Raw genomic sequence first — 20,751 nt, forward strand, 5'->3', positions numbered from 1 at the left:
TTGTGGAGCGGAACCATGCTGAAAACAGAAATGATCGACAAACTGAATGAGCAAATGAATCTGGAGTTGTACTCCTCCCTGCTCTATCAACAAATGAGCGCGTGGTGTAGCTATCACAGTTTTGAAGGCGCGGCCGCATTTCTTCGTCGCCATGCGCAAGAAGAGATGACGCATATGCAGCGCCTGTTTGACTACCTTACCGATACCGGAAGCCTGCCGCGCATTCATACCGTTTCTTCGCCCTTCGCTGAGTACGCCTCGCTGGATGAGCTGTTCCGCGCGACCTATGAGCATGAGCAGCTTATTACGCAAAAAATTAATGAACTGGCTCATGCCGCAATGACCAGCCAGGATTATCCGACATTTAATTTCTTGCAGTGGTATGTGGCAGAACAGCATGAAGAAGAAAAACTGTTCAAATCTATTATTGATAAATTAACGCTGGCGGGAAAAAGCGGCGAAGGGCTTTATTTCATTGATAAAGAACTCTCCACCCTGGATACGCAAAATTAATCCAGCACGTCCTTACACGGTGAGACGCGCTCTCACCGTGGCGTATTAATGGCGGCAGATTTTACTCTCATGCGTTGAAAAACCGTCCTCCACCGCAATAAACTTTCCTTTCGCCGCCAGAAACGCGACCAGTTCCGCCGCCGTCATATCTGACGCTGAACAGGTGTGAAATCGTGCCCGCTCGCCAAAGCGCGCTTTTATTGCCGCCTCCAGCGAGGTATGCGTGTACTGCTCGCCAGACTCAATCATCATGTTGAGTACTTCGTGACCGTGAATGGAATCCATAACCCCTCCTGAATAAAACTCGTAGCCTAATGTGTCCGTGTGCGAGCGACTTTGCGCTAGCGCAGGTTTGCGGCGGTTGCCCGCGTCTCCTCCCATATTCGCTTTTATGCCCGGAACTGTAAATTTTACAGTACACCCATTGTAACGACCATTTGACGAAAATAGCGTAATGCCTTACCCTGCGCCGCGGATATCACCGTTCTTTGTTACCGGGGTAGTAGAAAGCGTGAAAAACAGAACTCTGGGCAGTATTTTTATCGTGGCAGGCACCACTATCGGCGCCGGGATGCTGGCAATGCCGCTGGCAGCGGCTGGCGTTGGTTTCAGCGTCACGCTGGGATTGTTGATTGGCCTGTGGGCGCTGATGTGTTATACCGCGCTACTATTACTGGAGGTATATCAACACGTTCCGGCGGATACCGGACTGGGCTCGTTGGCAAAACGCTATCTTGGACGTTACGGACAGTGGCTTACGGGATTCAGTATGATGTTCTTAATGTATGCGCTCACCGCCGCCTACATTTCCGGAGCCGGAGAATTACTGGCATCCAGTATTAATAACTGGCTTGGCGCCACGCTCTCGCCCGCTGCCGGGGTGCTGCTGTTCACCTTTGTTGCCGGTGGGGTGGTGTGTGTGGGCACCTCGCTGGTCGACCTTTTTAACCGCTTCCTGTTTAGCGCAAAGATCATTTTTCTGGTCATCATGCTTGCGTTGCTCACGCCACATATTCATAAAGTAAATCTTCTTACGCTTCCTTTACAGCAGGGGCTGGCGTTATCCGCCATACCGGTCATTTTCACCTCGTTTGGTTTTCACGGAAGCGTACCGAGTATTGTGAGTTATATGAACGGCAACATTCGCCGGCTGCGTTGGGTCTTTATGACGGGTAGCGCCATTCCGCTAGTGGCCTATATTTTTTGGCAGCTCGCCACGCAGGGAAGTATCGACTCGCCGACATTCAGAGGGCTACTGGCCAGCCATGCCGGGTTAAATGGCCTGCTGCAGGCGCTCAGAGAAGTGGTCGCTTCGCCACATGTCGAACTGGCGGTCCACCTGTTCGCCGATCTGGCGTTGGCGACCTCTTTTCTGGGCGTAGCGCTAGGATTATTTGATTACCTGGCCGATCTATTCCAGCGCCGCAGTACGGTGTCCGGACGTCTGCAAACCGGGCTGATTACCTTTCTGCCGCCGCTGGCGTTTGCACTTTTCTACCCACGTGGATTTGTGATGGCATTAGGCTATGCCGGCGTAGCGCTGGCAGTGCTGGCACTGCTCATCCCTGCTATGCTGGTCTGGCAGTGCCGTAAACAGAGCCCTCAGGCGGGATATCGTGTGGCAGGCGGCACGCCAGCGCTGGCGCTGGTGTTTATCTGCGGCATTGTCGTGATTGGCGTCCAGTTTTCGATCGCACTGGGGTTTCTGCCCGATCCAGGTTAATGCCAGGCAAAGATTACCGGGCCTGGACGCCGTCCAGGCTCGATAATCGTCACGCTATGGCCGTTTACGAGCCATTAATGCAGGCAGCACTGCTTAAATTTTTTGCCGCTCCCGCATGGACAAGGATCGTTACGCCCCACTTTCACCTCTGCTTTTATCGGCATCTGTAGCGGCGTCGTGTGCGGATGCGCCATCCACCAGGCATGAAGCTCAAGCGCCGCGATACGGATAGCGTCAACGCTTTTATCGAACGCTTCCGGGCTCATTTTATCCAACAGCGCAAAGTTTTCTTCAGTGCCGTGTAAGGCAATCGCTTCCAGCGCCGGTTTTAGCGTATCCGGCAAGTCAGACCAGTCGGACAGCGACACTCCGCGCATGTAACCAAAGCACCATTCTTCAACAATCGTTAATTCATGGCCATCAACTTCTCGCAGGCCAAACAGCGGCTCGAACTGTTCTGGATAATCTTCAAGCCGGGCGGCTGTGTCCGCCATGTGCTGGAACACCAGATCCATAAATCGCGTCATTTCTTTTTCAGATGTCCAGCGCGGTACGTACGCGGGTCCCCCCCATATCGCGACCAGCCACTGTTCCGGCTCGATGGGACGCGGAGAACTTAGTACCGCAGTAATCAGACCGTCCAGCTCCGCGACATCCAAAATGGCCTGATCGGTATTGTATTTCGTCAGCACATCATCCAGCCATTCCAGCTCGTTCTCGTTTAATGGTTCCATTTTCATAACGCTTTTCCTCAGTGATGACTTCCGCCTGTAGGCCTCTTACATTGCAGCGGATAAAAATAATTTTTTTGCAGGCAGTTTGGATGGCAACCATCAGGGGCCAGATTAACACGAAATGAGGAGGATTCCGGAAGTTAACGCACAAAAGGAGGATCAGGGCGCAGATTTTCCGCCAGGAAACGCTCGCCCCACACAAAAGCGAGAGATGGGTTTCTCGCTATATTATACTCATGCTAACTTATACCACCGCCGCGGACAGATAAAACCGCCCTCTCAAATAGAGCTTATTTTCAGTAAAAAAGTGTTTAATGAGTTCGTCTACCGCTTCTCTGTCAGCAGAAAAGGTTATTTCCATAAACAGCGTATCGTACCCTATTTTGATATTTTTTTTCTTACAGTAAACACGGATCTCATCCTGCACACTCAGCAACGGCAGGCTAAATGTGTATAGCGGTTGCGGTTCTTTTTTCGCCGCTTTCTCAAAAACTTTAGTGACCAGATCCCCAAGATCGCGCTCTGATCGGGCACCGTTATTAAAATGCAATAAATTACGTCTTTTTACCACCCAGCCTCCAGCCAGATACCACCAGCAATAACTCTCACTTCAATGTGTGAGGCACATAATCACATCCAGAATCAGCTCCAGATAGTATTTCAAATAAACAGCCCGCACTATAGCGCATACTTTTTTCAGACACAGTTTACAGGGATACTCTCTTTATATCCACGCGCACGGTTGCCTTAATCATATCTTCCGCGATAACACAGTTTGTCAACCTATTCTATATAACCAAGCTTAAACAGAACCTTACCAGCCAGCGATATCAGCTCAGGATTTTCAGGATAAAAACGCAGTAACGGCAAAAATACTGCCTCACCGATAATGCTCCGGCTATTAGCATGGTTTGGGCGCAATCCCCAGATATTCTGATAAGTCATCGGCATAACCTGCCCATTCATGGTTGTGTTACCGATATACAGCATAATATGCCCTGGAATATAGACCAGCGTAGTAAACGGCTTTCCGTATCTGGTGAGATAATCGATCCGCATTTGGGGATTTTTATGACTAAGATCGACCACCCGTCCAGCCGCCTCTACCTGCGCGGATGAATGTCTGGGCAGGAATATGCCAAACGGCATTAACAGGCTGCGGACTTCGGCTGAACAATCATTATAAAAGTTAAAATTTCCCCAACCGTAGGGGGCGCCGTGCATTGCTTTCATTAGCACGGCGATATTTTCCGGCGTCATTTTCCACGGCATAGCCGTAAACTCGTTACCGCTTAGCCAGACCCAATGGATAAACGCGCGACCGTTGCTGTCGCGAACTGGCGCCGCAATGAGGAACTGGCCCGCCCGTTGATGCCGGAACGGTAAAATAGTGCCCGGCCGCCCGGTGAAATAATAGACGCCTGCGGCATGGACAGAAACCGGCGCGTTGATAAATGCCCCCAGTTGCTTGTGAGCGAGCAAAACCCACTGTGTTATAAATTTCTGATCCGTACTGGCAATATCTTCACTATGAACCCAGCCAGTTACCGCTGGTGAAACGACATATTGCCAGCGTTGGTCTTTGCTCTTCGTCAGCGTATAGACCGGCGTACCGGGACGCAGCGAAGACATTTGTAAATTATCAAACGGATACCCCTCGCCCGCCTGACGGGGATCGTTAAAGAGCGGGTCGTCCGTTGGCAGCGCTCTGACTAAACTTTCTCTGACCATAATGCCTCGCCGGGAGGCATTATAGATATTGTCAATCTGCGTATCCGTATTCCCTCTAACCTCCTCTTTCCAGCGAGAGGTATAAAGTCTGAAGTTTTCCCCCCAATAAGCACTGCCGTCGCTAAGAAACTGCTTAATACTGGCATCCCGGGCCTGTGCTGCGTTTTTTTTCAGCAATGCGGTAATATAAAAACCATTCCACGGCGAGTGCGCTTCACTGTCCATTCCGAAATAATGAGATTTTAGTGCGTTAAAGTAGCGTTGTTGGGTAGCACTATCAATAACCGGAATAGTGTAATCAGCCGAGTCCGGAGGTATCCATTTATCAACCGACTGTGAATAATCCGCTAACGGAAAGCGTGTTTTGGTCGGGTCAATATAGCTCCCTGTGAGAATTTCATCTTTGGCTGTTGATCGGTAGGTCGTCTGGTGGCAAGCGGTGAGGCACAATGGTATCAATAAAACGGCCCAGGTTTTCTTTTGCATCATCATCTCCGTAAAGCGGGGAAAGCATAATATAGAGACTGACCAAAACCGCCATTCACGAAAACCCGAAATTATCTGTAGTTGACCTGTTATTAAGACAATATTGCAAAACGTGATTAAAGCATGATGCGGATCACATTACCTTATGATGAATATTAGTTCGCTATCTACCTTTAATTAAATTGTGCAGAAAACACCCCTGAACAGTTATATATTCGTTTAATTTGCATAAATACTCCACTGACCCGCCCCTGTTTTTTTCAGACAATACATACTGTAGCGCGTCAGTTCTACTTTTTTTATATACTCTGCAAAGTCGTTTTCATCGACGTAGCCAATAAAATTACGCGCATCACATGTTGAAGAGGAAGGCTCTCCTGGAAGAGAGTAGGTTACGATTGCACTCTCAGGCTCATACAAAATAAAAAAAGTAAAAAAGCGCAACCTACAATCCCAATATTAATGAAGCTAATAAATAATTTTGCATTATCGGTATATTTCACTGGCAGACCTACTCTCTTTAATAAAGCAGGCATAAAACATATCAGCATTTTTATACAGATTAATGGATTTTATCGGCTGATTTACCCGACGTTTAGTATTTACCGGGCATAAGTTCTTGCGGGTCGGTAGCACATAACTGTTGTACTGGCAGAAATGCCGCTACCGGTGTTTTTTACTGTGTATCGCACTGGAGAGTTCACGCTCGCGGTCGGCATACAAATTGAAGGCACAAAAAAACCACCCGTAGGTGGTTTCACGACACTGCTTATTGCTTTGATTATTCTTGTCTTTCCCATGGTACCCGGAGCGGGACTTGAACCCGCACAGCGCGAACGCCGAGGGATTTTAAATCCCTTGTGTCTACCGATTCCACCATCCGGGCTCGGGAAAAATTGGAGGCGCGTTCCGGAGTCGAACCGGACTAGACGGATTTGCAATCCGCTACATAACCGCTTTGTTAACGCGCCAAATTTTTTGGCTTTTCAGCCAGCATCCGCTTTACGCCAATGCTTTTAAACTGGAGCGGGAAACGAGACTCGAACTCGCGACCCCGACCTTGGCAAGGTCGTGCTCTACCAACTGAGCTATTCCCGCAGTATCAAGCAACTTTGTTAATCACTTGATTTTGTTATCGTCTGGCAATCAGTGCTGCCGTTCGATGCGTTGCATTCTACTTACCTGACGCACTGAGTCAACGATATTTTTCGTCACTCACGATCGTTTGCTGAAATTTGCGGCGAAACGATCACTGATCAAGCAAATCTCCACGTGCAGCGCTCAAATATTGCAACATGGACCACAATGTTAGCACCGCTGCGACAAAGAAAAGCGCGATCCCGGCATACTCTACCCAGATATTCGGACGCCACAAGAGCCACGCCAGCGCCACCATCTGCGCGGTAGTTTTGACTTTACCGATCCAGGAGACCGCTACACTACTGCGTTTGCCCAGCTCCGCCATCCATTCACGCAGAGCAGAGATAATAATTTCGCGGGCTATCATCGTCGCCGCAGGTAACGTCACCCACCAGCTATGATAATGCTCGGTGACCAGCACCATGGCGATCGCCACCAGCACCTTGTCGGCGACGGGGTCGAGGAAAGCGCCGAAACGCGTACTCTGGTTCCAGCGTCGCGCCAGAAAGCCGTCAAACCAGTCGGTAATCGCGGCAATACAGAAAATCAGCGCGCTGACCATCGGCGCCCAGGCGAACGGCAAATAAAACACCACGACAAAGAATGGAATCAGGATGACGCGAAACAGCGTGAGCAACGTAGGGATATTAAATTGCATAGTGACGGGTAACTATCTGTTGTCAGTGAAATTACCCCTATGTTGCTACAGTGGCCTCAATGTTTCAACGACCAGAAGATCTTTTCTGCCAGACCTTGCGAAATACCCGGCACTTTTGCAATTTCTTCTACGCTGGCGTTACGTAGTCCTTGCAAACCGCCCATATATTTCAGCAGCATCTGGCGACGTTTAGGCCCAACGCCTTCAATAGTTTCCAGCGTACTGGTATTTTTAACCTTCGCGCGTTTTTTACGGTGCCCGCCGATCGCGTGATCGTGCGACTCATCGCGAATATGCTGAATAACATGCAGCGCCGGCGAGTCCGGCGGCAGGCTAAACCCCTCGCCTTCCGGTTCAAAAAAGAGTATTTCCAGACCGGCCTTTCTGTCCGCGCCTTTGGCGACGCCAAGCAGCAAAGGACGATGCTTATCCCAGGGGACATCCAGCTCAGCGAAAACGGCTTTCGCCTGGGCGAGCTGCCCTTTTCCGCCGTCGATCAGAATAACATCCGGAATCTTACTTTCTTCTATGGCCTTGCCATAACGCCGACGTAGCACCTGATTCATCGCCGCGTAGTCATCACCCGGCGTGATGCCCGCGATATTATAACGACGATACTCGGCGCGTAACGGCCCGTTAGCGTCAAATACCACACAGGATGCGACCGTTTGCTCCCCCATGGTATGGCTGATGTCAAAACACTCCATCCGCTTGATCGCAGGAAGTTTTAATACCGCCGCCAGCGCGGTCAAACGCTGCGTGATGGTGGACTGCTGCGAGAGTTTAGTGATTAAGGCCGTTGCCGCGTTGGTCCGCGCCAGCTTGAGATAACGGGCGCGATCGCCGCGCGGTTTTGTCTGGACATGAATACGCCGTCCGGCAAGTTCCGACAACGAATCGGCCAGCAGCGTTTTATCACTCAGATTAAAATCGAGCAGTATCTCGCCCGGTAGCGTGCGCATCTGGCTACCCTGCAGGTAAAACTGCCCGACAAAGGTTTCCACCACTTCGCCCAGTTCCGTACCGCCAGGTACTTTTGGAAAATAGCTGCGGCTGCCCAGCACCTTACCCTGGCGAATAAACAGCACATGCACACAGGCCATACCCGCATCAAAAGCCACGCCGATAACGTCGAGATCGTCGCCCGCATTGGAGACAAACTGTTTTTCCGTGACCCGGCGTACCGCCTGGATCTGATCGCGAATACGCGCCGCCTCTTCAAATGCCAGATCCTGGCTGGCCTTTTCCATCCGGGCAATCAGCTGTGTTAAGACCTGGTCGTCCTTACCGGACAAAAACAACCGGACATACTCCACCTGTTGCGCATACTCCTCCTCGCTGACCAGTCCTGCAACGCAGGGGCCTAAACAGCGGCCAATCTGATATTGCAGGCAAGGACGCGAGCGGTTGCGATATACGCTGTTTTCGCACTGGCGGATAGGGAAAATTTTCTGTAACAGCGCCAGCGTTTCCCGCACGGCATAGCCATTAGGAAATGGGCCGAAGTACTCGCCTTTCGCATGTTTGGCGCCACGGTGCATCGCCAGACGCGGATGGGTATCGCCGCTCAGAAAAATAAAAGGATAGGATTTATCATCACGCAACAACACGTTGTAACGCGGTTGATACAACTTGATGTAATTATGCTCAAGCAGCAGCGCTTCCGTTTCGGTATGCGTTACCGTGACATCAATGTGTTGAATTTGCGCAACTAGCGCTTCGGTTTTACGCGAAGCCAGGTTGCTGCGAAAGTAGCTGGAAAGACGCTTTTTCAGGTCTTTTGCTTTACCGACATAAATAACCGTACCGCCGGCGTCATACATACGATAGACACCGGGTTGGCTGGTAACGGTTTTCAAAAACGCCTTTGCGTCAAATATTTCACTCACTGGCTTGTTAACGTCTCCGCATTACACAGGCCATGGCGGATTGCCAGGTGAGTCAGCTCAACATCACCATGAATGTTTAATTTACTGAACATACGATAGCGATAGCTGTTCACCGTTTTAGGACTGAGATTCAGCTGTTCTGAAATCTCATTGACCTTCTGACCCTTGGTGATCATCAGCATAATCTGCAACTCGCGTTCAGACAAACTGGCGAACGGCGTTTCCGTTTTTGCAGGCTCAATCTGACTGAGCGCCATCTGCTGAGCGATATCGGAGGCGATATAACGTTGTCCGGAATACACCGAACGAATAGCGCTCACCACCTCCTGAGGCGCAGCGCCTTTGCTGAGATAGCCAGCTGCGCCAGCCTGCATCACTTTGGCGGGCAACGGGTTCTCCGTATGGACGGTCAGCATGATCACTTTGATATCCGCTGTCGATCGGGCAATTTTACGCGTCGCCTCAAGGCCGCCAATACCGGGCATGTTCATATCCATCAGCACGACGTCAACGGCGTTAGTACGGCACCATTTTACCGCATCCTCTCCGCAGCACGCTTCACCGACAACTTTAATGCCCTTTATATCTTCAAGAATGCGTCGTATCCCTGCGCGCACCAGTTCGTGGTCATCAACAAGAAGAACGTTGATCAAAGGAATATCTCCAGAATAGGGATAACGCTACTGATAGTTAATCGTCCTTATATTAGCTGGTTTTATCTCAACTTTGAAACGTAAAAAAACACCGGGTATTCGATTTTGCTCTCGTTTTTGGAAATTATGTTGTACGTCATGTGGCAACTGCCAACGTTGTAGCCCCTTCTGACGGCGCTGTTCCAGGCTGCTATTTCATAATGGTGACAAAAATTTCACGTTCCGCTGTCTAAACACTAATTAGGGAATCAACTTTGTAACAATAATTAACGAGTAAAATACGCGTAATAAACAAAGAATGAAGAAAATATATGCATCACGCGGAAACGTTTATTTTGTGGGTAACCCCTCCGCTTTTTGATCAAAAAACAACCACTGCTATTTTTAGCGTAGCTTATGGTATACTCCGCCGCCTTAACATCTGCTATCGCACATTTTCACTGAAACATAACGAGGAAAATAAATGAGTACGCCTGATTTTTCCACCGCTGAGAATAATCAAGAACTGGCTACTGAAGTCAACTGCCTGAAAGCCATGTTAACGCTGATGCTGCAGGCGATGGGCCAGGCCGATGCAGGGCGCGTGATTCTTAAAATGGAAAAACAGATCGCGCAGATGGATGATGAAGCACAAGCGGCGGTATTTTCCAGTACGGTTAAGCAAATTAAACAGGCTTACCGCCAGTAGTAAAAAACCGGCTGTTAGCATCGCTTTCAGCCGGTTTCGCGTCTGGCGTGAAGCATCGTCAGCACGTCATATCAGACCTGTCGCCGCAGCGTAGCAGGCAATCTGTGTTTTATTTGGCGCATTGAATTTCTTCTGCATGTTTTTCTGATGGAAGTTAACGGTATTTTCAGAAATCGACAGAATAATGGCGATCTCCGATGAGGTCTTCCCTTCCGCCGTCCACTTCAGAATCTCTTTCTCACGTTTACTGAAACGCATCTCAGGCGCCATCACCATGTCGTCTTCAAATCTTGTCAGCGCCGAAAGACTCTCCCGCGCCAGCAGTTGCAACCTCAGCTCCACTTCATCGTAGGTAAACGAGGAGCAGCGTAAACTGCTACGGGAGAAAGATAAAAAGCCCAGCGCCCGGTTCGGCAACATCACACACTGGGTTACGCCTCTGCGTAATCCGAAACGCTGGGCGGCATCCCACATCGCCTGCGCTTCATGAAATAGCACGTCATCCCAATGTAAATGACCCTGCCTGAAATTTTCCGGCTTTAATACCGGATCGATCGCAAAATAGTTTTCGGACTGGTAATGCGTTACCCACGCCGGAGGATAAGTGGTACGAAGCGATATTTTAGGCCGGGTAAAGGGGACGGGATGACGAACACACAGGGCATAATAATCAAATTCCAGCCGCTGTGTCTGATATTGCAATTCAGTATAAACATCCTCTGCTGCCGCCATCTCCTGAAAGCGTAACAACATTGCGCGTCGCCAGGTGAAGAAATCATTTTCCTGCATATTTTATGGTCACGCCTTTGATATTGATAATCATTATTATGAATAGCTTAAATTAACACATAAATAGTATTTATATATAAGAAATATCGGACGAAACGTAGAATACTTGAGCGGCATTACAGTTTTTTGGCTTCCGCCAGAGAGCGAGGTTAATAATCTGGCAGAATGACTTCATAATTATTCATTGCGCTCGCCCGAGGCGCGGCTAATTCGGGCGAGCGTTGAAAAGGTATTATTTCACTAAAAATTTCTCAAGGAACTGGCGGGTACGCGGATGCTGAGGCTCGGCGAACAAGGTTTTCGCCGGCCCCTGCTCGACGATTTGCCCCTGATCCATAAATATTGCCCGGTCAGCCACGTCACGCGCAAAGCCCATTTCGTGAGTAACGATCACCATCGTGCGCTTTTCCTGCGCCAGCTGGCGAATCGTATTAAGCACCTCGCCGACTAATTCAGGATCAAGCGCCGACGTGGGCTCATCAAACAGAATCACTTCCGGGCGCATCGCCAGCGCGCGCGCAATCGCTACGCGCTGCTGTTGCCCGCCCGACAGGCGGCGCGGATAACGGGTCTCTTTACCGGCCAACCCGACTTTGGCTAACAGTTCCCGCGCCAGCGCCGTCGCCTCGGCTTTCGGCTCTCCCTTTACAATCACCGGACCTTCAATGATATTTTCCAGCACGGTACGATGCGGGAACAGGTTAAAACTCTGAAAGACAAAGCCGACATGCTGACGTAGCTGGCGAATCAACCCTTTTTGCTGGCTGAATGGGCGGGCGGTATCGATGATAATATCGCCCACTTTAATGGTGCCCGCTTCCGGTTGTTCCAGCAGGTTAATGCAGCGTAATAACGTTGTCTTCCCTGAGCCGCTCGGGCCGATAATGGCGACGACTTCTCCGGGCTTTACCTCAAGGTCGATACCGTGCAGCACCGTTTGACCATGAAATTTTTTGACCAGGTTGGTGACTTCGATCGCACTCATTTTGGCTCTCTCTCCTGGCGGTTAAGCTGGTTTTCAAAATAGTTTTGCAGTGCCGATAAGACGGTCGCCATTACCCAGTAGATTAACGACGCGGCCAGATACATGGTAAACACCTCCAGCGTTCGCGAGGTAATTAACTGCGCCTGGCGGAACAACTCCGGCACCTGAATCGTCGCGGCGAGCGACGTATCTTTCACCAGGCTGATAAAGCTGTTGCTCAACGGCGGAAGCGCAACGCGAGCCGCCTGCGGCAAAATAGCGCGACGTAGCGTTTGCCACGGCGTCATGCCAATGCTCGCCGCCGCTTCCCATTGCCCCTTGTCGATAGCCGAGATCGCCGCGCGCAGCGTCTCGGACGTGTAAGCCGCGGTATTGAGCGATAAACCAATCATCGCCGCCGGGATAGGGTCCAGCTCAATCCCAAATTGCGGCAGGCCGTAATAGATCATAAATAACTGGGCGATAAGCGGCGTACCGCGAAAAATCGAGATATAAAAGCGCGCCAGCCAGCGAACCAGCCATAGCGGAGACATCCGCATCAGCGCCAGCACAAATCCCAGCAGCAGACCAAAAAACATACCGCCAATACTCAGTTGCAGGGTAAAGACGGCGCCTTTAAGCAAATACGGCAGCGATTCAATAACCAGTTGGATACTTTCTTGCATTCGCGTTGATTACCTGGAGGTTATACATGAGGATGGTAGGCAAACAGCGCAGGCGCCCCACCGGTGTGAATAAAGAGAATCGGCCCGTCATCGTTAAAGCGTTTCTGGCTGATGCCGTCTATCAGACCCGCCATCGCTTTGCCGGTATATACCGGATCCAGCAACACCCCCTCCAGGCTCGCCAGCAGTTTCACCGCCTCCATCCCCGCGTCATTTGGCACGCCGTAACCCGGGGCAAAATAGTCATCCCATAAATGAATATCCGCCGTCGCCGTCAGCGCCAGCTGACCGGCAATAGCCTGCTGCAAGGCAATCACTTTGGGTTTCTGCTCGGCGACAGAACGTGAAACGGTCACGCCAATCAGTTCGACGTCAGGCATCAGATGTTCCAGCCCGACAGCTAACCCGGCGTGCGTTCCGGCGCTGCCGGAGGCCACCACCACCGAAGAGAGCCCGACAACTTCTTCACACTGCTGGGCGATTTCCAGGGCGCTCTCTACGTATCCCATTGCCCCCAGCGCGCTGGAGCCGCCGACCGGAATCACATAGGGCCTGAACCCTTGCGCTTCAATGCGCGTCGCCAGCGTTTGCAGCTGCGCATCCGGATCGGTTAGCGCATCGCACATCTCAATTTGCGTATTAAATAAATCCAGTAACAGGCGATTACCATTCGTCAGGTAATTTTCCGCGGTGGTACCGATTGGATTTTCCAGCAAAGCGACGCAATGCAGCCCCAATTTGGCCGCGACCGCCGCCGTCTGACGGACATGGTTCGACTGAATCGCCCCTGCGGTTATCAGCGTATCCGCCCCTTCTCGCAGCGCGTCGGCCACCAGAAACTCCAGCTTACGCAGTTTATTGCCGCCCATTGCAATGGGCGTAACGTCATCGCGCTTAATGTAAATCTCACGGCCAAGATAATCAGACAATCGCGGCAGGTATTCGAGCGGGGTCGGCGCGCCAATAAGCTCCAGGCGAGGAAAGCGCGTTAAGTGATGTAGTGGCATTGAGCCTCCGGTAACGTTGTGGTGTGTTCTTTTTATTATGCACGTTGATCTAACGGAAATAAAAAAGGCGCCGATTCACGCGCCTCCGTTTGCTGACATAGTATGAGGTTGATATTGCCCGGCGGCGCACTGCCTGCCGGGCAACGTAGAGCATTATTGGGTCACGTCAGCGCCAAACCATTTTTCGGAAAGCGCTTTTAAGGTGCCATCTTTTTGCATTTCCGCAATGGCGTTATCTACCGCCTTCAACAAGTCTTCGTTGCCTTTACGTAACGCAACGCCGGACTCCTGACGCGAAAACGCATCACCGGTGACGGCCAGCGTACCTTTGGTTTTTTTCACCAGATCCAGCGCCGCCAAACGATCGACTAAAATCGCGTCAATACGGCCTACGCGCAGATCCTGATATTTTGTAGGATCATCGTCATAAGTACGGATATCCACGCCCTGAACATGTTGACGTAGCCATTCTTCATAGTTAGTCCCCAGCCCAACGCCGACTTTTTTGCCCTGCAGATCGGCCGCCGTTTTGATCGTGCCTTCATTGCCTTTTTTCACCAGCGCCTGAACGCCGGAGACAGTATAAGGCGTAGAGAAATCATATTTTTTCTTGCGGACGTCTGAAATCGTGACCTGGTTTATCACTACATCAATGCGTTTAGAGTCCAGTGACGCCAGCATTCCGTCCCATTTGGTCGGCTTCAACGACGCTTTAACGCCCAGATGTTTTGCCAACGCCTCGGCGAAATCGACTTCAAAACCGGTTAATTTGCCGTCGTCGCCCTGAAAGCTAAACGGCGGATAGGTACCTTCCAGCCCTACCAGCAGCGTGCCGCGTTCTTTAACTTTGTTCAGCAAACCCTCATCGGCAAAGCTCTTCGCGCTCATTCCCGCCACCAGCGCTACAGCCATTACTCCCATCAGTGCCTGACGTCCCAGCAGTGCTAATTTCATAGTAACCCCGAATATTGCCGTTAATGACCATAGACTGTGTCCCGCCATGGCGCATCGTCACGTCTCGCGAACCTTTGGGGGACTCAGCCTAATGTAGAAGGTTTGCCACGTTTCACCAACACGACTCTGCTACATCTTATGCTTTTTTAATATATATCAGAACTGGCGGTAAAGGGGGATTTCTGTCTGGGCGCAATCTGCTGATGCGCTTTATATTGCTGGTATTTACGCAGTGCGATACGATAATTATTGGTGCTGGTTTCCGGCAACCATGGTGCCAGGCTTTCATCGAGAAAACCGTCCTGCAGCAGATCGTGGGAAATGTTTTGCTCGCTGAGGTAGTTGCCAAGACGTCGTAAACGCACGACATATTCCCGCACCGTGCCATGGCTCATCTCGGTTTGTTCAAACAAATACTGCTTGAAACCGATAATATCGAAAAAATCACTCTGCTTTTTGCAGTGCAAATCGCCGCAAAAGCGACACAGCGCCACCCACTCCTTCTGCTCCCGCTGCCAGGCAGCGTCGTCAAGTAGCATATCCAGCTGTGAAATAGCGATTTTATTAACGATCTTGCCACGGCGAACCAGCGTAATGCGGTCGAGCAGTTTGTGACAATGCGCGCAATGCGTCTGGCTGTGTTTAAAGTCTTTAAGATAGCGGCTCAAGGGCCGCCTTTTAGGTTGCTGCACCGTCATGAGAACTCCTGGTAGTCTATACGTTGTGCGGCACTTTTCGGGTGCGACCATGCGCGACCTATAACTTACCCAGTTTGGTGCGTAATCGTTTGATGGCCTGACTATGCAACTGGCTGACCCGCGATTCGCCAACTTCCAGTACCGCGCCAATCTCTTTGAGGTTGAGCTCTTCCTGGTAATACAGCGTTAACACCAGTTGCTCGCGTTCCGGCAGCGATTCAATCGCGTCCATTACCCGCTGTCGCAGGTCGCCCTCCAGCAGTTGATGTAACGGGTTTTCCTGTTGATGTTCTTCAGTCACCAGTTCGATGCTATCGCCATGCTCTTCCCGCCACTCATCGTAAGAGAAAAGTTGGCTGTTGTTGGTATCGAGCAACATCTGACGATACTCCGCAACAGGGATGCCAAGACGTTCCGCCACTTCGGTTTCCGTCGCATTACGCCCCAGTTCCTGCTCCAGTTGTCCCATCGCCTGCGCCACTTCGCGGGCATTACGCCGGACGCTACGCGGCACCCAATCGCGGCTGCGTAATTCATCCAGCATCGCCCCACGAATACGCTGCACTGCGTAAGTGGTAAATGCCGTTCCTTGCAAAGCGTCATATCGGTCGACCGCATTTAATAACCCGATGCCGCCCGCTTGTAGCAGATCGTCCAGTTCCACGCTCGCCGGCAATCGCACCTGCAGGCGCAATGCTTCGTGACGCACCAGCGGTACATAACGCTGCCACAGCGAGTGTTTATCCATTACACCTTCAGCGGTATACAGTGAATTCACGATAAACAGCCCTGCGTTAAATGAGTTATCGGCATGATTATCCGTTTCTACAGAGGGTTCTATCGAAGGAATAAGGCTATAAAAGAAGGGTTATTTCACTTATGTAACCTGTAGCGCCTTTTTAGCGGTTCAAAGAGCAGAATAAAATCAGCCAGATAGGATAAACGGGATGCGCAAAAGCCCACCCCGAACAAAACTATGTCAGAAGATGAATCATCGACAGATCGTCGCCAGTACGCACCGTTTCTATATGGCGATGAAAATTCGCCGCCACCTCGCTGTTATGCTGGCTGCGGGAGTGAAAGCTATACACAATATTGGTAACGTCATCCCACTCAAGCCGCCCGCGCTCATGCACGCTGGCTGCCGTTAATAGCTTAATAAAGGCATATTCCGCCACGATAATATACAGCGCGCGTAACGGGTCGACATTCGGCTGGTTGGGGAAATTATTTTCCCAAATTTTATAGAGAATTAAATTTCTGAAGGCCCAGTTCTTCTGCTGCTCATCCGCCTGTAAACAGCGCGCTAATGAGGACTCAATATCGCTAACCTTCTGCTCCATTGAAACGCCCTCTTCCGCCGTCAGCACCCGCAGAAGACACTGGATATAGTGATCGAGGACATAGCTTCCTCTGCTCGGTGGGAGAGCCCTGAAATAATCCTGCATCAACAGTACCAGGGATGTTTTGAATTTCTTATCCGGCGTAATATTAGCGAGTTCCTGAGTTAACGAACCGGACTGCAACTGGGAAACTAACGTGCCATACACTTGCTCAATCTCCCCTAATGCAGCGTCATCAATCCGGGGAAACTTCTGCACGTACATTACAAACTTGATCAACGCGTATAATGCCGCATCCGGATTGCTGGCAGCATGGTTAATCAAACTCAGGCAAAACAAGTTAAGTAGTTTTTGCTGTGGGGAGAATAGCGGCGCGGTATTGTACTTCTGCTGAATGATCGCCTTTTCATTGAGTGTTACCGCATCAGTATCGTTTAAAATATGCGCAGTCACTTCCGGGCAGGCAAGGCTTAGAGAATGTCGTACCTCGTTTTTATAAGTATGGAACACCCGCGGAAACGTAGTGCAGGTATAACTTAATGCTTTAGCTCCCAGTGTTTTTTGTACCTTGCACAGACGATCGTCATCCAGATAAGGGCAGCTTCCTGTCCCAGATGGTAATTTAATCTCCCCCCAGTTATTTGGGTCTTTCTTTAAAAGAATAATACTATTTTTGGCAATCTCTCTGATGGTTACATCCTTGCTGGTAAGGTACTTTTTGACCGTCGTCTTATCCAGCGTGATTTTCCAGCCCTTACAACAGTGATCGCGGCAGGCCGAGCCAGAACAGGAAAAGCGGGTGACAAAGGCAGGTTCAGTGACGGTGATTTCTTTCATTACACAGGCTCCGGAATTAAAAAAGGCAGCTTTCGCTGCCTTGATTGTGTACCACGTGTCGGTGAATCAATCGCCGGATTAACGCAGTAAAGAGAGGACGTTTTGCGGAACCTGGTTAGCCTGCGCCAGAACGGAAGTACCAGCCTGCTGCAGAATCTGCGCTTTAGACATATTAGAAACTTCCGTTGCATAGTCAGCATCTTCGATACGGCTACGCGCGGAGTTCAGATTGGTTACCGTATTGCCAAGGTTGGTAATGGCTGAATCAAAACGGTTTTGAATTGCCCCCAGAGAAGAACGAACTGCGTCCACTTTTGACAATGCAGAATCAATTGAAGCCAGTGGGTTAGCGGTACTTTTCTTGGCTGCGGCAGCGTCTTCATTGATTAATGTACTTACGCCAGAAGCTGTTTTATCAATAAACATGGTTTTGCCAGCTAAGGTGATCTTATCACCCGTGGCGTTAGCAGTATATTCAGCCCCATTTACTGTAATTTTACTTTCGCCCTTAACAGCATTGTTTGCTTCCAAATCAGAAAGTTTCGCACTCTCGTTTTTGGTTTTATCATCAAAAGTAAACTGACCGTTCACTACAGATGTATAAACATTTTTGCTTGATTGTAAGGTAGCAGCATTAACATCCGTCGCGCCAGTGGCAATATCAGCGACAGTTAACGTAACTTTTTCACCATTGATGGTAGTAGAAACCTTACCATTACCGTCATCACCAGTTTTTGTATCAATAGTAAAAGTCACGCCTTTATAATCAAAGGTATCTCCTTCCTTACCACCTTTAATGGCACCAGCTATCGCTTTGGCTTCAGCGGTACCAGCAGTAGATTTAGTGGTCTTAAAGAGATCAACCGCAGTGTTATTTTCCGCATCGTCAGTTGTTAACTGACCGTTTGCTGCATTTACATATACTTTATCCGGTGCTGCTGCATCAGTCACTACAGCACCGGAATTAATATCTACACGATATTTATCGGCACCCGCTGCATAGGTGTCGTAACCCGTAACATTCTTGAAGCTGGATTTCAGATCACCCACTGTCGCTTCTTTTGGCCCATTAACATTGAACCCATCAAGGCCAAGGCTTTTCACATCAATTTTTTGCAGATCGATGGTAATGGTTTCACCATCGTTAGCACCAACCTGGATTTTCATCTGGTTGTCCTGAGACAGGACTTTAACACCGTTAAATTGAGTCTGATTAGAAACGCGATCGATTTCTTCCAGACGTTGCTGAATTTCATCCTGGATAGATTTCAGATCGGAATCAGAGTTAGTCCCGTTAGTGGCCTGAACAGACAACTCACGCACACGCTGCAGGTTGTTGTTGATTTCATTCAGCGCACCTTCAGTGGTCTGCGCAATAGAAATGCCGTCGTTAGCGTTACGGGAAGCCTGAGTCAGACCTTTGATATTAGAAGTGAAGCGGTTAGCAATCGCCTGGCCTGCCGCATCGTCTTTCGCGCTGTTGATACGCAGACCAGAGGACAGACGCTCAATAGCGGAACTCAGTGAGGACTGAGATTTGTTCAGGTTATTCTGGGTCAACAGCGACAGGCTGTTTGTATTAATGACTTGTGCCATGATCTTTTCCTTATCAATTACAACTTGATGTTATTGGGCTGTTGCCCACGGTTTCTCACCGTAACCCTTGTATCGGCACCTGAATTTCGAACTTTAGAAAATTTTTCACTTCCCCCGATCTTTTTCTTAGCCTGCGAAATAGCCGCTTTATGCATCATTATTCCACGCATTATTTTTGCAAAATTATCATTAAACTTTGCTTCCAGATTGCCGATAACGCGTTTAACTACTGTTTGCAATCGAAAGGAAGATGGCATGGCTTCAATTTCATCATTAGGTGTAGGGTCAAACTTACCTCTGGATTCACTGCTGACTAAACTGACCAACGCTGAAAAAGGACGCTTAACGCCGATCACACAGCAGCAGAGTGCTAATACGGCCCGTCTAACGGCATACGGTACTTTAAAAAGTGCACTGGAGAAGTTTCAAACAGCAAACACGGCGTTAAATAAAGCCGATCTGTTTAAAAGTACGAATGTCACCAGCAGTACAGAAGACCTGAAAGTCTCGACGGAAGCTGGGGCCGCACCTGGAACTTATGTGGTTAGCGTAACTCAGTTAGCACAAGCACAATCTTTGAGTACAGCAACCAAAATTACATCTACCAAAGAAGTGCTGGGAGATACCACATCTGACAGCCGTACCATAAAAATTGAACAGAAAGGCCGTAAAGAACCACTTGAAATCAAGCTCACTAAAGATCAAACCTCTTTAGAGGGTATCCGTGACGCCATTAATGATGCTGACAGTGGTATTTCCGCCAGTATCGTTAAAGTTAAAGAAGGCGATTATCAGCTTGTACTGACCGCAGATAGTGGCACGGATAATCAAATGACTATCTCTGTGGAAGGCGATAGCAAACTCAGCGATCTGTTGTCCTATGATAGTAGTACTGGCACGGGCAAAATGAAGCAACTGGTTGCTGCAGATAATGCTTTGTTAACCGTTAACGGCATTGATATTGAGCGACCGAGTAATAAAATCACTGACGCTCCACAAGGCGTGACGCTTGAACTAACCAAAGAAGTAAAAGATGCCCGTATTACCGTCACAAAAGATAATGAAAAGGCGACCGAAGCCGTCAAAGGTTGGGTTGATGCCTACAACTCACTGCTTGATACCTTTAGTTCATTAACAAAATATACAGAGGTTGATCCAGGGGCTGAAGAACAGGACAAAAACAACGGTGCACTACTTGGAGATACCGTGGTGCGAACGATTCAAACTGGAATCCGCGCTCAGTTCGCTAATGGTGCAAGTACAGGTACATTTAAGACCCTGAATGAAATTGGTATTACTTCTGATGGTACCACCGGAAAACTAAAAATTGATGATACCAAGCTTAAAAAAGCGCTGGATGAAAATACCGCTTCTGTACGTGAGCTGCTGGTAGGTGATGGTAAAGAAACGGGGATCACCACCAAAATTGCCACCGAAGTGAAAAGTTATCTGGCCGATGACGGCATTATTGACAGCGCCCAGGACAGTATTAACGCCACGCTGAAAAAGCTGACTAAGCAATATCTGACCGTCAGCAGTAGCATTGACGACACCGTTGCCCGTTACAAGGCCCAGTTTACCCAACTGGATACCATGATGAGTAAGCTGAATAACACCAGTACTTATTTGACCCAGCAATTTAATGCTATGAACAAGTCCTGA

General features: G+C 49.5%; 22 protein-coding genes, 3 tRNA genes and 1 pseudogene. 5 read left to right on the forward strand and 21 right to left on the reverse strand.

Annotated elements, in window-relative coordinates; all coding sequences use genetic code 11:
- The first annotated feature begins 15 nt into the window (after window positions 1-15).
- Window positions 16-513 carry a non-heme ferritin gene (ftnA, locus tag J1G48_RS13480; protein ID WP_000920611.1) on the forward strand — a complete coding sequence of 166 codons (498 nt, stop codon included), beginning with the start codon at window positions 16-18 and terminating at the stop codon, window positions 511-513.
- 45 nt (window positions 514-558) lie between these two features.
- Here ftnA and J1G48_RS13485 read toward each other — a convergent pair whose 3' ends face one another.
- Window positions 559-798 carry a YecH family metal-binding protein gene (locus J1G48_RS13485; RefSeq protein ID WP_000377238.1) on the reverse strand — a complete coding sequence of 80 codons (240 nt, stop codon included), beginning with the start codon at window positions 796-798 and terminating at the stop codon, window positions 559-561.
- A 226-nt stretch (window positions 799-1,024) separates the two neighbouring features.
- Here J1G48_RS13485 and tyrP point away from each other — a divergent pair, with 226 nt between their 5' ends.
- The gene (gene tyrP, locus J1G48_RS13490; protein WP_001680383.1) at window positions 1,025-2,236 is read left to right on the forward strand and encodes a tyrosine transporter TyrP; all 1,212 of its coding nucleotides are present in this window, start codon (window positions 1,025-1,027) and stop codon (window positions 2,234-2,236) included.
- A 74-nt stretch (window positions 2,237-2,310) separates the two neighbouring features.
- Here tyrP and J1G48_RS13495 read toward each other — a convergent pair whose 3' ends face one another.
- The 10 genes and pseudogenes from J1G48_RS13495 to uvrY form a co-directional block, all read right to left on the reverse strand.
- Window positions 2,311-2,976, reverse strand: coding sequence for a YecA family protein (locus J1G48_RS13495; protein WP_000781521.1), 666 nt, complete (start codon window positions 2,974-2,976; stop codon window positions 2,311-2,313).
- A gap of 238 nt (window positions 2,977-3,214) precedes the next feature.
- The gene (locus tag J1G48_RS13500; protein ID WP_000240837.1) at window positions 3,215-3,541 is read right to left on the reverse strand and encodes a glucose-6-phosphate dehydrogenase; all 327 of its coding nucleotides are present in this window, start codon (window positions 3,539-3,541) and stop codon (window positions 3,215-3,217) included.
- Between the two features lie 212 nt (window positions 3,542-3,753).
- Window positions 3,754-5,193 carry an SH3 domain-containing C40 family peptidase gene (locus J1G48_RS13505; RefSeq protein ID WP_012543343.1) on the reverse strand — a complete coding sequence of 480 codons (1,440 nt, stop codon included), beginning with the start codon at window positions 5,191-5,193 and terminating at the stop codon, window positions 3,754-3,756.
- Window positions 5,194-5,406: 213 nt separating this feature from the next.
- Window positions 5,407-5,738 (reverse strand): annotated as a pseudogene (locus J1G48_RS13510) (hypothetical protein).
- 248 nt (window positions 5,739-5,986) lie between these two features.
- Window positions 5,987-6,073, reverse strand: a tRNA-Leu gene (locus tag J1G48_RS13515).
- Between the two features lie 11 nt (window positions 6,074-6,084).
- Window positions 6,085-6,158 (reverse strand) — tRNA-Cys (locus J1G48_RS13520).
- Window positions 6,159-6,209: 51 nt separating this feature from the next.
- Window positions 6,210-6,285, reverse strand: a tRNA-Gly gene (locus J1G48_RS13525).
- Window positions 6,286-6,436: 151 nt separating this feature from the next.
- Window positions 6,437-6,985 carry a CDP-diacylglycerol--glycerol-3-phosphate 3-phosphatidyltransferase gene (pgsA, locus tag J1G48_RS13530; protein ID WP_001160192.1) on the reverse strand — a complete coding sequence of 183 codons (549 nt, stop codon included), beginning with the start codon at window positions 6,983-6,985 and terminating at the stop codon, window positions 6,437-6,439.
- Window positions 6,986-7,041: 56 nt separating this feature from the next.
- Window positions 7,042-8,874 (reverse strand): excinuclease ABC subunit UvrC, encoded by a 1,833-nt coding sequence (gene uvrC, locus J1G48_RS13535; protein ID WP_001289463.1) that lies wholly within the window; start codon window positions 8,872-8,874, stop codon window positions 7,042-7,044.
- Window positions 8,871-9,527, reverse strand: a complete 657-nt coding sequence (gene uvrY / locus J1G48_RS13540; protein WP_000611323.1) for a UvrY/SirA/GacA family response regulator transcription factor — start codon at window positions 9,525-9,527, stop codon at window positions 8,871-8,873. The genes uvrC and uvrY overlap by 4 nt, the downstream gene beginning before the upstream one ends.
- Window positions 9,528-9,838: 311 nt before the next feature.
- Between uvrY and J1G48_RS13545 the strand changes: the two genes are divergently transcribed.
- Window positions 9,839-9,994, forward strand: coding sequence for a hypothetical protein (locus J1G48_RS13545; protein ID WP_000546188.1), 156 nt, complete (start codon window positions 9,839-9,841; stop codon window positions 9,992-9,994).
- Entirely contained in the window at window positions 9,991-10,215 is a 225-nt protein-coding gene (locus J1G48_RS13550) for a DUF2594 family protein (protein ID WP_000106483.1), read from the forward strand. The genes J1G48_RS13545 and J1G48_RS13550 overlap by 4 nt, the downstream gene beginning before the upstream one ends.
- Window positions 10,216-10,281: 66 nt before the next feature.
- Here J1G48_RS13550 and sdiA read toward each other — a convergent pair whose 3' ends face one another.
- The 10 genes from sdiA to J1G48_RS13600 form a co-directional block, all read right to left on the reverse strand.
- Window positions 10,282-11,004 carry a transcriptional regulator SdiA gene (gene sdiA / locus J1G48_RS13555; RefSeq protein WP_001157167.1) on the reverse strand — a complete coding sequence of 241 codons (723 nt, stop codon included), beginning with the start codon at window positions 11,002-11,004 and terminating at the stop codon, window positions 10,282-10,284.
- A 232-nt stretch (window positions 11,005-11,236) separates the two neighbouring features.
- Entirely contained in the window at window positions 11,237-11,989 is a 753-nt protein-coding gene (gene tcyN, locus J1G48_RS13560) for an L-cystine ABC transporter ATP-binding protein TcyN (protein ID WP_001273034.1), read from the reverse strand.
- Window positions 11,986-12,654 (reverse strand): cystine ABC transporter permease, encoded by a 669-nt coding sequence (gene tcyL, locus J1G48_RS13565; protein ID WP_001158234.1) that lies wholly within the window; start codon window positions 12,652-12,654, stop codon window positions 11,986-11,988. Before tcyL ends, tcyN begins: the two co-directional genes overlap by 4 nt.
- Before the next feature lie 20 nt (window positions 12,655-12,674).
- Window positions 12,675-13,661, reverse strand: coding sequence for a D-cysteine desulfhydrase (dcyD, locus tag J1G48_RS13570; RefSeq protein ID WP_001128188.1), 987 nt, complete (start codon window positions 13,659-13,661; stop codon window positions 12,675-12,677).
- 153 nt (window positions 13,662-13,814) lie between these two features.
- Entirely contained in the window at window positions 13,815-14,615 is an 801-nt protein-coding gene (gene tcyJ, locus J1G48_RS13575) for a cystine ABC transporter substrate-binding protein (RefSeq protein ID WP_000761628.1), read from the reverse strand.
- 146 nt (window positions 14,616-14,761) lie between these two features.
- Window positions 14,762-15,313: a flagella biosynthesis regulatory protein FliZ gene (gene fliZ / locus J1G48_RS13580; protein ID WP_000218080.1), complete on the reverse strand. Its 552-nt coding sequence runs from the start codon at window positions 15,311-15,313 to the stop codon at window positions 14,762-14,764.
- Between the two features lie 58 nt (window positions 15,314-15,371).
- The gene (locus J1G48_RS13585) at window positions 15,372-16,091 is read right to left on the reverse strand and encodes an RNA polymerase sigma factor FliA (protein ID WP_001087453.1); all 720 of its coding nucleotides are present in this window, start codon (window positions 16,089-16,091) and stop codon (window positions 15,372-15,374) included.
- A 196-nt stretch (window positions 16,092-16,287) separates the two neighbouring features.
- Window positions 16,288-17,493: a flagellin lysine-N-methylase gene (gene fliB / locus J1G48_RS13590; RefSeq protein WP_000659245.1), complete on the reverse strand. Its 1,206-nt coding sequence runs from the start codon at window positions 17,491-17,493 to the stop codon at window positions 16,288-16,290.
- 78 nt (window positions 17,494-17,571) lie between these two features.
- Window positions 17,572-19,089, reverse strand: a complete 1,518-nt coding sequence (locus J1G48_RS13595; RefSeq protein ID WP_000079833.1) for a flagellin — start codon at window positions 19,087-19,089, stop codon at window positions 17,572-17,574.
- Between the two features lie 17 nt (window positions 19,090-19,106).
- Window positions 19,107-19,346: a hypothetical protein gene (locus tag J1G48_RS13600; RefSeq protein ID WP_001141165.1), complete on the reverse strand. Its 240-nt coding sequence runs from the start codon at window positions 19,344-19,346 to the stop codon at window positions 19,107-19,109.
- Here J1G48_RS13600 and fliD point away from each other — a divergent pair.
- Window positions 19,345-20,751: a flagellar filament capping protein FliD gene (gene fliD, locus J1G48_RS13605; protein WP_000146816.1), complete on the forward strand. Its 1,407-nt coding sequence runs from the start codon at window positions 19,345-19,347 to the stop codon at window positions 20,749-20,751. The genes J1G48_RS13600 and fliD overlap by 2 nt on opposite strands.

Source organism: Salmonella sp. SAL-020 (genome assembly GCF_017372215.1).
Taxonomy (GTDB): Bacteria; Pseudomonadota; Gammaproteobacteria; order Enterobacterales; family Enterobacteriaceae; genus Salmonella; species Salmonella enterica.